We start from the raw sequence: 12,670 nt of genomic DNA on the forward strand, positions 1-12,670 counted from the left end.
CTCAGGCCTCCTTCGCGGGGCTCTTGACAGCCGAGCGGACGAGCACGAGGCCGCCCTTGGGGCCGGGAACGGCACCCTTGACGAGCACGAGGCCCTTCTCGACGTCGACCGCGTGAACGGTCAGGTTCTGGACACTGGTGCGGTCGCTGCCCATGCGGCCAGCCATGCGCTGACCCTTGAACACGCGACCGGGGGTGGAGGCGCCGCCGATGGAACCGGGCTTGCGGTGGTTGCGGTGCGCACCATGGGAGGCGCCGACACCGGCGAAACCGTGGCGCTTCATGACGCCCGCGGTGCCCTTGCCCTTGGAGGTGCCGACGACGTCGACCTTCTGGCCCGACGCGAAGATCGACGCGTCGATCTCCTGGCCGAGCGTGTACTCGGAGGCGTTGACGGTGCGCAGCTCGACGAGGTGGCGACGCGGGGTCACGCCGGCCTTCTCGAAGTGGCCGCGCAGCGGGGCCGACACCTTGCGGGGGTCGATCTGCCCGTAGGCGATCTGCACGGCGTCGTAGCCGTCGGTCTCGACGGACCGGATCTGGGTCACGACGTTGGCACCGGTCTGCACGACGGTCACGGGGACGAGCTTTCCGTTCTCGTCCCAGACCTGGGTCATGCCGAGCTTGGTGCCGAGCACGCCGGACACCGGACGGGCCTTCTGGCCGGTCAGTTCGTTGCTCATGTCCACCTGCCTCAGAGCTTGATCTCGATATTGACGTCCGCCGGCAGGTCGAGACGCATGAGCGAGTCCACGGCCTTGGGCGTGGGATCGACGATGTCGATCAGTCGCTTGTGCGTGCGCATCTCGAAATGCTCACGGGAGTCCTTGTACTTGTGCGGCGACCGGATCACGACGAACACGTTCTTCTCGGTCGGCAGCGGCACCGGGCCCACAACCGTCGCGCCGGCACTGGTGACCGTATCGACGATCTTGCGCGCCGAGCTGTCGATCACCTCGTGGTCGTACGACTTGAGCCGGATGCGGATCTTCTGTCCCGCCATGGCGTCCTGTCTCTCTTCCTCGTCTGGCATGGAAGCAGCCGTCTCCCGACACCCGAGGACGGGCGTGTCGGCCTCTGCAGGGCACACGAGCCCAGCACAGGACCACCGAGAATCGGCTGCTGCTGCGTCGGATCCCTGGTCACGATGCGCGATCGATGCCGGGTGGCAAGGTTCGCATCCTCGGGACGGGCCTCATCCGGTGATCATTCGCCGAGGTGACCCTCGGAGAACGGAACCGGGCATGTCGGCCCGCGCAGACAACTCGAACAGTCTGCCAGACGTCACGAGGCCCCCACAAGGGGGAGGCAGGTGCACCCGGTCACAGAACCCCGTGACCGCGGCCCGGCCCGGATCCCGGGCACCTCGTCGGCGACCCCGGGGCGTACCTCGCGGCGGCGTCCCGGACGCGCTCCGGCGCCCCCACCCTGCCCGCCGCGAGGACGGGCGGCAAGGGCGCCGGGGCCATCCTCACTTGATGGTGCTGGGTCCCACGCCGCCCTGCAGCTGGCGCTGGAAGATCACGTAGACCACCAGCACCGGGATCACCGTGATCACCACCGAGGCGAACATGCCGCCCCAGTCGACCTTGTAGCCCTGCTGGGCCTGCAGGTTCACCAGGCCCTGGGCGAGCACGTAGTTGCGCCGGTCCGTGTTCAGCACCAGCGGCAGCAGGTACTGGTTCCACAGCCCCAGGAAGTTGAAGATCGCGACCGAGGCGAGGCCGGGCTTGGCCATCGGCAGCATCACCTGGAAGAAGGTGCGGAAGTCCCCCGCCCCGTCGATGGCGGCGGCCTCGCTGATCTCGTCGGGCAGGCCCGCGAAGAACGAGTGCAGGAAGAACACCGTGAACGGCAGCGCGAAGGCGACGTAGGCCAGGATCACGCCGACCAGGCCCATCCGACCGTCCAGCAGCCCCATGTTCTTCAGCACGAAGAACAGCGGCACCACCGCGAGGAAGATGGGGAACGTCAGCCCCGCCACCATCCCGAAGTAGATGATCCGGTTGCCGGGGAAGCGGAAGCGCGCGAGCACGTAGGCGCACATGGCCCCCAGCAGCATCACGATGACCAGGGCGGAGCCGACCACCACCAGGGTGTTGAAGAAGTACTCCCCGATCTTGGCCTCCTGCCAGGCCCGGGTGTAGTTCGTCAGCTGCGGCGTCTCGGGCAGCCCGAAGGGGTCGGTGAGGATCTCCCGGGAGGTCTTGAAGGAGGTGTAGACGGTCCACAGCAGGGGCAGCACCACCAGCAGCGCCCAGAGGCTGAGCACGACGTGGTGCAGCGCGGTGTAGCCGGCGCCGTCGCTGTGCCGCTCGCGGCGGCGCGGACGGTGCGAGCCCCGGCCGGCGGCGGAGGTCTCCGGGGCCGCGGGGTCGGTGCCCCCCGGGGGCGGTGGTCATGAGGCTCATCGCTGCTCCTTCCTCGAGCGGCCCAGCCAGATCACCAGCACGGCCACCAGCATCGTCACCAGCGCCATGATCACGCCCATCGCGCTGGCCTCACCGAAGCGCCCGTCGCGGAAGGCGGTCTGGTACAGGTCCAGGGAGACCACCTTGGTGCTGTTGGCCGTGCCGCCGTTGGGTGTCATCACCGAGACGAAGGTGAAGGCGTCCAGGGCGAAGATGCCCATGTAGACCAGGGCGGTGGAGACGTTGTCGCGGATCATCGGGGCCACGATCTGCACGGCGCTGCGCAGCCGGCCGGCGCCGTCGATGCGCGCCGCCTCGAGCACCTCCTGCGGGATCGACTTGATGCCCGCGACGAACAGCACCATGTAGAAGCCCACGAAGGTCCAGATGATCGCGAAGGCGACGGCGGCCAGGGCGAAGCGCTGATCGCCGAGCCAGGCCACGCCGAGGTCCGCGACGGGCTCGGCGCCGACCAGTCCCAGCACGGCGTTGACCGGTGCCAGCAGCAGGTTCAGGAACCCGTTGAGCAGGCCGCCGCCGGGGTGGTAGATGAAGTTGAACAGGATGCCGGTGATGACCGCGGGCACCGCGTACGGGAAGAAGCTGACGACGCGGTAGAAGCCCGCTCCGCGCACGCCGCGCACTCCCCCGTGGGTGCTGCCGCCGATCGTCACCATCACCGCGAGCGCGAAGGCCAGCAGGATGGTCACGCTCGGCAGCACGATCAGCAGCACGAGGTTGTTGCGCAGCGATGTCCAGAAGACGGGGTCGGCGAAGATCCGCTGGTAGTTGGCCAGCCCGATGAACTCCATGGACGGGGACAGCCCCGACCAGTTCGTCAGCGAGTAGTAGAACGACTGCACGAACGGCGAGACGACGAACATCAGGTAGACCGCGAGCGGGAGCCCCAGGAAGACCAGGAAGAACACCATCCGCTCGACGGTCGGGACGCGCCGACGGCGGCGGACGGCCCGCTGGGCCGTCGCCGCCGCCGTGCCCCCTCCGACGTCGACGCCGGAAGCGGTCATGAACCAGCCTCGAACTTGGTGATCGAGTCGTCCTCCCGGACCCGGTCGATCATCGCCTGCTCCGCCTGGCGCAGCCCCGCGGCGTCGAGGTCACCCTTGAGGAAGCTGGTCCAGTTGGTGATGGAGTCGGCCCCCAGCCCGTACCAGTCCGAGAAGTTGTAGGTGAAGGTGTTGTCCCCGGCCGCCTGGATCATCGTGTTCACCGAGGCCAGCGCGGTCGAGCCGAAGCCGTCCTCGGGGACGGTGTCCTTGATGACCGAAGGGGCCTTGGTGAGCTCGGCGAAGTTCTGGGCCTGCTCCTTGGAGAGCATGATCCGCAGGAACTCGGCGCCGCCGGCGGGGTTCTCGCCGCCGGAGGGCACGAAGTACTGCTCCGCCGCGGTGCCGTGGAAGGCCTCGTGGGGCATGGCGCCGCCGCCGAGGGAGGGCACCGGGGCGCCGGTCATGTCGTAGCCCTCCGGGGTGACGTCGGCCTGCTCGTTCTCGATCCACGAGCCCGAGGGGTAGAACACCGAGGTGCCGGTGACCCAGTTGGTCTGGGCGTCGGTGTGCTTGATGCCCTCGCCGCCCGGCTCGAAGTAGCCGGCCTCGACCGCGGCGGCGAGGGCGTCATAGGCCTGCACCACCGCGTCCTGCTCGAAGGCGCCCTCCTCGAGGCTGTCGATCTTCGTGAGCACCTCGGGGCCGCCGAACTTCGCGGCCATCGACAGCGCCATCTCCTGGTAGTAGTTCGAGGCGTTCTGACCGCCGTAGGAGAAGAGGTAGCGCCCCTCGCCCTTGACCGTCTCGCCCAGGGCCATCAGGTCGTCCCAGGTCTCGGGGACGGTCCAGCCCTTCTCCTCGAACTCGGAGGCGGAGTACCACAGCGCGAACACCGTGTAGACGTAGTTCATGCCCAGGAACTTCCCGTCGAACATGCCCGGCGAGGTGACTCCCGGCAGCAGGTTCTCCTCGACGGTGCCCTCGGCGTCGAGCATCGGCGCGGCGAGCAGGTCCCCGAGATCGGCGAGCTGCGGGACCAGGCCGTCGATCGCGAGCTTCTGCGCCCCGGAGTTGTCGAACACGTCCGGCGGGGTGCCGCCGGCGAACTGGGGCTGCAGGTCCTGCTGGATGTTCACGGTGCCGGAGACGTCGACCTCGGCCTCCGGGTAGAGCTCGACGTATTTGTCGCCGGTGTCGATCGCGTACTGGGTGCCGTAGCCGCCGTCGAAGATGACGGCGGTCAGCGGCAGGGAGCCGTCGACGGCGAGCGGGTTCTCCTCCGAGGCCTCTCCCTCTCCGGTCACCGATCCGCCGCCCTGCTCACCGCCCTCGTCACCGCCGCCTCCCCCGCCGGCGCAGGCGGCGAGCACGGAGGCGCCGGCACCGGCGCCGGCGATGGCCAGGAAACTGCGGCGCGAGGCGCCGATCCGCTCGAGCGGGGTCAGGTCGTCAGCGGGCATGCCCATGGGAAACCTCTTTCGTCCTTGAAAGCGTCGGGCGACCCGGTGGGCGCCCGACGAATGGTGTGAGCCACACTACGTCGTTCTGTCCCGGTTCCAGGACGGCTCCGGGCCCTCGAACATCACGGTTCGATGTACCTCGGCTCCCCGGCTCCTCGCCCGTTCCGCCCAGCGGACTCGCGAACTGCTCGACTACCGTAGGGCACATGAGTCAGCCCACGCCGTCCTCGTCTCCCCTGACCGCGCGTCTGTACGACCTGGAGTACCCGCGGTCCCTCGGTGTGTACAGCACGTACCAGGAGGTGCAGTCCGTCGTCGACACCCTGGCCGACAACGCGTTCCCGGTCCAGAGCACGCTGATCGTGGGCACCGACCTCAAGCTCATGGAGCGCGTCACCGGGCGCCGGACCTGGGGCCGGGTGATCTCCCAGGGCGTCCTGTCCGGGCTCTGGATGGGTCTCTTCCTGGGCCTGCTGCTGCTGCTGATCACCCCGGGCAACTTCATGATCGTCCTGACCAGCATCCTGATGGGCATCGTGTTCTTCACCGTCTGGTCGGTGATCGGCTATGCCATGACCGGCGGCAAGCGCGACTTCACCTCGATGACCGCGACGATCCCGATGCAGTACGAGCTGCTGGTCGAGCACAAGCACGCCGATCAGGCCCGACGGATCCTCGCCGAGTCCGGGGCCGCCCCGGCGCCCGTCCCCGTCGCCCCCAGCACCCCGCTGCCGGGCCAGGGCGCCCCCCGCGGGCCACGCGGGGGGCTACGGGGCCGCCCCCGGGCAGGGCTCAGCCAACGGCATGCCCGCCCCCGCCGGCCCTGCGTCCGGACGCCCCTCCTTCGGGCAGTCCGCCCCCACCCCGGCGCCCGCCCCCGGCGCCGGCGAGCAGCAGCCGCGCAGCGGACGGCCGTCCTTCGGACAGCCCGCCGGCACCCCGCTCCACGACAGCTCCCGGCCCGCGGCCGGACCCGCCGCCTCCCCCGCCGAGCCGGAGCGGCGCCCGGGCGAGCAGGACGGCGGCTTCGGCCGCTGACCCCGGGCCCTCGGCCGGCGTCCGACGCGCATCCCTCGAAGGAGCCCCCGTCCGTGGACGGGGGCTCCTTCGTGTGCGGGCTCGGCGGCGCCGATCACGCCGGTCCGGTGCCGCCCCGCGGTGTCGGGCGACGTGCCGGGCCGCACGGGTGCCGGTCCGGCGGCCGGGCCGGCTCCGGGCAGCGAGAAGGCCCCGCACCGGTGTTCCCGGTACGGGGCCCTCCCCCTGTTCGGCGCCCGCGCTGCGGACGCCTCACGGCTGCGGGGTCTCCCCCGCCGCGATCACTTCAGGATCTTGGTGACGCGGCCGGAGCCCACGGTGCGGCCACCCTCGCGGATGGCGAAGCCGAGGCCCTCCTCCATGGCGATCGGCTGGATCAGCTCGACCGTCATCTCGGTGTTGTCGCCGGGCATGACCATCTCGGTGCCCTCGGGCAGCGAGATGACGCCGGTGACGTCGGTGGTGCGGAAGTAGAACTGCGGGCGGTAGTTCGAGTAGAACGGGTTGTGACGCCCGCCCTCGTCCTTGGACAGGATGTAGACCTGCGCCTCGAACTCGGTGTGCGGGGTGATCGAACCCGGCTTCACGACGACCTGGCCGCGCTCGACGTCCTCGCGCTTGGTGCCGCGCAGCAGCAGACCGCAGTTCTCGCCGGCCCACGCCTCGTCCATCTGCTTGTGGAACATCTCGATCCCGGTGACGATCGTCTTCTGGGGCGAGCGGATGCCGACGATCTCGACCTCGGAGTTGATCGCGAGCTTGCCGCGGTCGACCTTGCCGGTGACGACGGTGCCACGACCCTGGATCGTGAAGACGTCCTCGATCGGCATCAGGAAGGGCTGATCCATGTCGCGGATCGGGTCCGGGATGGACTCGTCCACGGCCTCCATGAGCTCCTCGATGGACTTGACCCACTTCTCGTCGCCCTCGAGCGCCTTGAGGGCGGACACCTGGATGACCGGTGCGTCCTCGTCGAAGCCCTGAGCGCCCAGCATCTCGCGGACCTCCATCTCGACGAGCTCGAGGATCTCCTCGTCGTCGACCATGTCGGCCTTGTTCAGCGCGGCGAGCAGGTAGGGGACGCCGACCTGCTTCGCGAGCAGGACGTGCTCACGGGTCTGCGCCATCGGGCCGTCGGTGGCGGCGACCACGAGGATCGCGCCGTCCATCTGAGCGGCACCGGTGATCATGTTCTTCACGTAGTCGGCGTGGCCGGGGGCGTCGACGTGCGCGTAGTGACGCTTCTCGGTCTGGTACTCGATGTGCGAGACGTTGATCGTGATGCCGCGCTGCTTCTCCTCGGGCGCGTTGTCGATCGTGTCGAAGTCACGCTTCTCGTTGAGGTCCGGGAACTTGTCGTACAGGACCTTCGAGATCGCGGCGCTCAGCGTGGTCTTGCCGTGGTCGACGTGACCGATGGTGCCGATGTTGACGTGCGGCTTGGTCCGCTCGAACTTGGCCTTCGCCATGATGTTGTCCTCCTAGGACTTCTACTCGTGGTAAATCTGGATCGGGTTCGGATGCCGCCTCGGCGAGGCGGGCGTCCGACGGGAGCGGCGGGGGAAGCAGGAGGGCGAGCCTACCTGCCTCCCCCGACTCCTCACTCGCCCCGGGTCTTCGCGACGATCTCGTCAGCGATGCTGGACGGGACCTCCGCGTAGCTGTCGAACTGCATGGTGTACATCGCGCGGCCCTGGGTCTTGGACCGCAGGTCGCCGACGTAGCCGAACATCTCCGACAGCGGGACGAGAGCACGGACGATCTTGACCCCGCTCGCGTCCTCCATCGACTGGACCTGACCTCGCCTGGAGTTCAGGTCGCCGATGACATCTCCCATGTACTCCTCCGGAGTACGGACCTCGACGTCCATGAGGGGCTCGAGGAGGACCGGCTGCGCCTTGCGCAGGGCCTCCTTGGCCGCCATGGAACCGGCGATCTTGAAGGCCATCTCCGAGGAGTCGACGTCGTGGTACGCGCCGTCGAGCAGGGAGGCCTTCACGTTGACGACCGGGTAGCCGGCGAGGATGCCCGACTGCAGGGCGGACTGGATGCCCGCGTCCACGCTCGGGATGTACTCGCGCGGGATACGGCCACCGGTGACCTTGTTCTCGAACTCGTAGAACACGCCGTCCTCGGCCTCGCCCAGCGGGCCGAAGGTCAGCTGGACCTTCGCGAACTGGCCGGAGCCACCGGTCTGCTTCTTGTGGGTGAAGTCGAACTTCTCCACCGTCCGCTTGATCGTCTCGCGGTAGGCCACCTGCGGCTTGCCGATGTTGGCCTCGACGTTGAACTCGCGGCGCATGCGGTCCACGAGGATGTCGAGGTGCAGCTCGCCCATGCCCTTGATGACCGTCTGGCCGGTCTCCTCGTCCTGCTCGACCTGGAAGGTGGGATCCTCCTTGGCGAGCTTCTGGATGGCCACACCCAGCTTCTCCTGGTCGCCCTTGGTCTTGGGCTCGATGGCCACCGAGATCACGGGCTCCGGGAAGCTCATGGACTCCAGCTGGACCGGGTTCGCCGGGTCGGCCAGGGTGTCACCGGTGGTGGTGTCCTTCAGGCCGATGAAGGCGTAGATGTGGCCCGCGAAGGCCTCCTCCACCGGGTTCTCCTTGTTGGAGTGCATCTGGAACAGCTTGCCCACGCGCTCCTTCTTGCCGGTGGTGGTGTTGAGGATCTGCATCCCCTGCTGCACCTGGCCGGAGTAGACGCGCACGTAGGTCAGCGACCCGAAGAACGGGTGCGCGGCGACCTTGAAGGCGAGACCGGAGAAGGGCTCGTTCCAGTCAGGCTTGCGGATGATCTCGGTCTCCTCGTCGCCCGGCTTGTGGCCCACCATGGCGGGCACGTCGAGCGGGGAGGGGAGGTAGTCGATGACGCCGTCGAGGACGAGCTGGACGCCCTTGTTCTTGAACGCCGTGCCGCAGAAGACCGGGTAGGCCTCGGAGGCGATGGTCAGGGCGCGGATGCCGGCCTTGAGCTGCTCGAGGGTGAGGTCACCCTCCTCGAGGTACGCGTCCATGAGCTCCTCGGAGCTCTCGGCCACGTCCTCGACCAGCTTCGCGCGGTACTCGTCGACCGTGTCCTGCAGCTCGGCGGGGATCGGGATCTCCCGCTGCCACTGGCCCAGCGACGCATCGCCCTTCTTGGCGTTGATGACCGGCATGTCCTCCTCGAGGGTCTCCGGCCAGTCGTAGGCCTTCATCTCGACGAGGTCGACGACGCCGGTGAAGTCGTTCTCGGCACCGATCGGGACCTGCATGACCAGCGGCTTCGCGCCGAGGCGGTCGACGATGGTCTTGACGGTGAAGAAGAAGTCCGCGCCCAGCTTGTCCATCTTGTTGACGAAGCAGATGCGGGGGACCTCGTACTTGTCGGCCTGGCGCCAGACGGTCTCCGACTGGGGCTCCACGCCCTCCTTGCCGTCGAACACCGCGACCGCGCCGTCGAGCACGCGCAGCGAGCGCTCCACCTCGACGGTGAAGTCGACGTGGCCGGGGGTGTCGATGATGTTGATCTGGTTGTCGTGCCAGTAGCAGGTCGTCGCGGCCGACGTGATGGTGATGCCGCGCTCCTTCTCCTGCTCCATCCAGTCCATCGTGCCGGCGCCGTCGTGGGTCTCGCCCATCTTGTAGTTCACGCCGGTGTAGAAGAGGATCCGCTCGGTCGTGGTGGTCTTACCGGCATCGATGTGAGCCATGATGCCGATGTTGCGGACCTTGTTCAGGTCACTGAGCACTTCAAGTGCCACGGGCTTATGCCTTTCTGGGGGACGGTTGCTGGTCGGAGTGCCGGAGGCGGCTGGTGGGGTCCGTCCGCGCGGACGGACCCCACCGTGGACTCACCAGCGGTAGTGCGCGAAGGCCCGGTTGGACTCGGCCATCTTGTGAGTGTCCTCGCGACGCTTGACAGCGGCGCCGAGACCGTTCGAGGCGTCCAGGATCTCGTTCATCAGACGCTCGGTCATGGTGTTCTCGCGACGAGCACGGGCGTAGCCGACCAGCCAGCGCAGCGCCAGGGTGGTGGAACGGCCGGGCTTGACCTCGATCGGGACCTGGTAGGTCGCGCCGCCGACGCGGCGGGAGCGCACCTCGAGGGAGGGCCGGATGTTGTCCAGGGCCTTCTTCAGGGTGACGACCGGATCCTGGCCGTTCTTCTCACGGGCGCCCTCGAGGGCCCCGTAGACGATGCCCTCGGCGACGGTCTTCTTGCCGTCCTGGAGGATCTTGTTGATGAGCTGGGTGACGATCGGCGAGCCGAAGACGGGGTCGACGACCAGCTGGCGCTTGGGAGCGGGGCCCTTACGAGGCATTACTTCTTCTCCTTCTTCGCGCCGTAGCGGGAGCGAGCCTGCTGGCGGCCCTTCACGGACTGGGTGTCCAGGGCGCCGCGCACGATCTTGTAGCGGACACCGGGGAGGTCCTTCACACGACCGCCGCGCACGAGCACGATGGAGTGCTCCTGGAGGTTGTGGCCCTCGCCGGGGATGTAGGCGGTGACCTCGACGCCGGTGGACAGCCTCACGCGCGCGATCTTGCGCAGCGCGGAGTTCGGCTTCTTGGGGGTCTGGGTGTACACGCGCGTGCAGACACCGCGGCGCTGGGGCGAACCCTTGAGCGCGGGCGTCTTCGAGGCGGACGACCGAGCGTCACGCCCCTTGCGCACCAACTGCTGAATAGTGGGCACAGCTTCTCTTCCTTGTCAGCCCTCGGAGCTGTTCGCACCGAAGGATCAACATCTTCGACCGCTCGCACGGCCGGCGACCCGTCGCACCGTTCCCAGGGCCCGGGAGACTTCGGTGCAGCGACCCGCCCGTCAGGTGATGGCACCTGCCGGGCGTCCAGGAGGACCGTGATCGACGGCCCGCGGCGAGGGGGCCGGGCCTGGCCGCCTCATCCGAATTCGGGCACACCGCGAGGATCCGCTCCTCGCGGGGGACACCCCCCGCCTCCCCCGAAGGGTGGGCGGGTCAGTCCCGGGTCACGACCAGAGGGCACTCCGGACGCATTCGCAGTCTACTGATGCGCTCGGCACCCGGTCAAAGCTTCCTGGCGGTTCCGACGCAGATCACATGACGCTGCGAGGCCGCCGATTTGCGCTCCTCGCCTCGGGGCCGTACGGGCGCGGTCGCGGGGCGGGGTCCCGCCGCCCCGGTCGGCGGCAGGGCCCGAGGCCCCGCGGATGCGACGAGCGCGCCGCGGGGGACGCGGCGCGCTCGGGACGGGGAGGCGGTGACGGCGGGCCGTCGGCCGCGTCCCGGGGCGGGATCAGCGGATGCCGAGCTTCGAGGTGCAGGAGGGCCAGGCGCCCCAGCCCTGGGAGGCCTGGACCTTCTTGGCGATGTCGATCTGCTGGGCGCGGCTGGCCTGGTCCGCGGTGGAGGCGTACGCGCCGCCCCCGAAGCCGAGCCAGGTGGACTTGGAGAACTGCAGTCCGCCGTAGTACCCGTTGCCGGTGTTGATGGACCAGTCGCCGCCCGACTCGCAGCCGGCCAGGCGGTCCCACACGGAGCCCGAGGGGGCGGCCGGGGCGGAGGCGCTGCTGCCGGAGCTCTTGGAGGACTTGCGCTCGGAGCTCTCGGAGGAGCTGCGCTCGGAGCTGCGGCTGGAGGAGCTGCCCGAGCGCTCGGCCGGGGCGGACTTCTCCTGCGCGGGCTTCTCGACCGGCTTCTCGACCGGCTTCTCGACCGGCTTGGGCTTGGTGCCCTTGACGACGACCTCGGTCACCGGCTCGGTGACGACGGTCTCGGAGACCAGCTCGGACTCGGTGACCTCGCCGTTGACGGTGGTCTCGGCGAAGACCTTCTCCTTGGAGCCGGCCCTGCCCTCGGTCCGGGTCTTGGTGGTGCCCTCGAGCAGGGAGTCGTCCTCGACCGTCTCGGTCGCGAAGGGGATCGCCTCGGTCTCGGTGCGCTCGCCCTCGCGGACGCGCTGGATGCTGTGGGTGGCGCCGTCGACCAGCAGGGTGTCGCGGTCGACGTCGGCGGTGTCGGTGTCCTGGATGTCGCCGAGGACCATCTCCATCGCCTCGCCCACGGTCAGGGCGGAGACCTCGAAGGTGTCCTGGCCGTACTGGCCCACGAAGGTGACCGTCTTGCGGGTGACGACCTCGACCTGGCCCTCGGCGTCCGTCAGCGCGGTGGCGGGCTCGGGGGTGATGCGGGCGCCCTCGGCGTCGTAGTCGGCCTCCTCGAGCGCCTCGGCGACGGTGTCCCCGGTGGTGAGCAGCTCCTGGTCCACGCCGTCGACGGTCACGGTGACCGGGGTGCGCTGGACGACCTGGATCTCCATGCCGTCGGTGACGGGCTCCTCGAGGCCGGGGACGACCAGGTCGGTGTCCTTGACCTGGATGCCCTGCGCCTCGAGCAGATCACCGACGGTGGGCTGGGCGAACGTGCGCACGGAGGATTCCTCGCCGTACACCGTCAGCTGGGTCTCGTTCGACATGGCGAACGCGGTGCCGCCACCTCCGACGGCGACGACGCACACGGTTGCGGCTGCCACGATCCACGGGGTCTTCTTCACTGTTCCACCTGTTTCCTCGCCGCGGAGCGACGTTCCTGGTCCCTGAGCCTCGGGCCCCGCGCCGCGGGGCCTGCAGCCCCGGTACGAGCGCGCCCTCGGACGGGGCGCAGCGGGAAGACCGCACGGGAACTGCCAGCACCCATGGTTTCCTTTTCGTCAGCATGGCGAAAGGCCCGCGGCGAGACCTTGGGGTCCCGCCCAGGAGGTCTTTACCCTCCCGTGACGCTCCGG

At 69.0% G+C, this 12,670-nt stretch carries 11 protein-coding genes and 1 pseudogene; 2 read left to right on the forward strand and 10 right to left on the reverse strand.

Annotation, left to right across the window (positions count from 1 at the left end; all coding sequences use genetic code 11):
* Position 1: 1 nt before the first annotated feature.
* From rplC to ngcE, 5 genes are all read right to left on the reverse strand, one after another.
* A complete protein-coding gene (rplC, locus tag ACOJUI_RS12955; RefSeq protein ID WP_422115360.1) occupies positions 2 to 682 on the reverse strand; it encodes a 50S ribosomal protein L3 in 681 nt (226 codons plus the stop codon).
* Positions 683 to 693: 11 nt separating this feature from the next.
* Positions 694 to 1,002 (reverse strand): 30S ribosomal protein S10, encoded by a 309-nt coding sequence (rpsJ, locus tag ACOJUI_RS12960; protein ID WP_010550334.1) that lies wholly within the window; start codon positions 1,000 to 1,002, stop codon positions 694 to 696.
* Between the two features lie 468 nt (positions 1,003 to 1,470).
* Positions 1,471 to 2,283, reverse strand: a complete 813-nt coding sequence (locus ACOJUI_RS12965) for a carbohydrate ABC transporter permease (RefSeq protein WP_422117669.1) — start codon at positions 2,281 to 2,283, stop codon at positions 1,471 to 1,473.
* A gap of 123 nt (positions 2,284 to 2,406) precedes the next feature.
* Positions 2,407 to 3,438 (reverse strand): carbohydrate ABC transporter permease, encoded by a 1,032-nt coding sequence (locus tag ACOJUI_RS12970; RefSeq protein WP_422115361.1) that lies wholly within the window; start codon positions 3,436 to 3,438, stop codon positions 2,407 to 2,409.
* On the reverse strand, positions 3,435 to 4,880 hold the full coding sequence (gene ngcE / locus ACOJUI_RS12975) for an N-acetylglucosamine/diacetylchitobiose ABC transporter substrate-binding protein (RefSeq protein WP_422115362.1): 1,446 nt from the start codon (positions 4,878 to 4,880) through the stop codon (positions 3,435 to 3,437). The genes ACOJUI_RS12970 and ngcE overlap by 4 nt, the downstream gene beginning before the upstream one ends.
* A 206-nt stretch (positions 4,881 to 5,086) precedes the next feature.
* Between ngcE and ACOJUI_RS12980 the strand changes: the two are divergent.
* A pseudogene (locus ACOJUI_RS12980) lies at positions 5,087 to 5,311 on the forward strand (general stress protein); the annotation flags it as partial.
* 373 nt (positions 5,312 to 5,684) lie between these two features.
* Positions 5,685 to 5,918 (forward strand): hypothetical protein, encoded by a 234-nt coding sequence (locus ACOJUI_RS12985; RefSeq protein WP_422115363.1) that lies wholly within the window; start codon positions 5,685 to 5,687, stop codon positions 5,916 to 5,918.
* A gap of 281 nt (positions 5,919 to 6,199) precedes the next feature.
* Here the strand turns inward: ACOJUI_RS12985 and tuf are convergent, their stop codons facing one another.
* From tuf to ACOJUI_RS13010, 5 genes are all read right to left on the reverse strand, one after another.
* Positions 6,200 to 7,387, reverse strand: a complete 1,188-nt coding sequence (tuf, locus tag ACOJUI_RS12990; protein WP_422115364.1) for an elongation factor Tu — start codon at positions 7,385 to 7,387, stop codon at positions 6,200 to 6,202.
* A gap of 131 nt (positions 7,388 to 7,518) precedes the next feature.
* Positions 7,519 to 9,666 (reverse strand): elongation factor G, encoded by a 2,148-nt coding sequence (gene fusA, locus ACOJUI_RS12995; protein ID WP_422115365.1) that lies wholly within the window; start codon positions 9,664 to 9,666, stop codon positions 7,519 to 7,521.
* 90 nt (positions 9,667 to 9,756) lie between these two features.
* Positions 9,757 to 10,227 carry a 30S ribosomal protein S7 gene (gene rpsG / locus ACOJUI_RS13000; RefSeq protein WP_422115366.1) on the reverse strand — a complete coding sequence of 157 codons (471 nt, stop codon included), beginning with the start codon at positions 10,225 to 10,227 and terminating at the stop codon, positions 9,757 to 9,759.
* Entirely contained in the window at positions 10,227 to 10,601 is a 375-nt protein-coding gene (gene rpsL, locus ACOJUI_RS13005) for a 30S ribosomal protein S12 (protein ID WP_422115367.1), read from the reverse strand. Before rpsL ends, rpsG begins: the two co-directional genes overlap by 1 nt.
* Before the next feature lie 581 nt (positions 10,602 to 11,182).
* Complete coding sequence (locus ACOJUI_RS13010) at positions 11,183 to 12,418, reverse strand: transglycosylase family protein (RefSeq protein WP_422115368.1); 1,236 nt, start codon at positions 12,416 to 12,418, stop codon at positions 11,183 to 11,185.
* Positions 12,419 to 12,670 lie beyond the last annotated feature (252 nt).

This window comes from Brachybacterium sp. UNK5269, assembly GCF_049266655.1.
Lineage (GTDB): Bacteria > Actinomycetota > Actinomycetes > Actinomycetales > Dermabacteraceae > Brachybacterium.

Excerpts from the sequence above, each read along its gene's own strand:
- rplC (WP_422115360.1), bottom strand. The coding sequence starts at position 682 with ATGAGCAACGAACTGACCGGCCAGAAGGCCCGTCCGGTGTCCGGCGTG.
- rpsJ (WP_010550334.1), bottom strand. The coding sequence starts at position 1,002 with ATGGCGGGACAGAAGATCCGCATCCGGCTCAAGTCGTACGACCACGAG.
- ACOJUI_RS12970 (WP_422115361.1), bottom strand. The coding sequence starts at position 3,438 with ATGACCGCTTCCGGCGTCGACGTCGGAGGGGGCACGGCGGCGGCGACG.
- ngcE (WP_422115362.1), bottom strand. The coding sequence starts at position 4,880 with ATGCCCGCTGACGACCTGACCCCGCTCGAGCGGATCGGCGCCTCGCGC.
- ACOJUI_RS12985 (WP_422115363.1), top strand. The coding sequence starts at position 5,685 with ATGCCCGCCCCCGCCGGCCCTGCGTCCGGACGCCCCTCCTTCGGGCAG.
- tuf (WP_422115364.1), bottom strand. The coding sequence starts at position 7,387 with ATGGCGAAGGCCAAGTTCGAGCGGACCAAGCCGCACGTCAACATCGGC.
- rpsG (WP_422115366.1), bottom strand. The coding sequence starts at position 10,227 with ATGCCTCGTAAGGGCCCCGCTCCCAAGCGCCAGCTGGTCGTCGACCCC.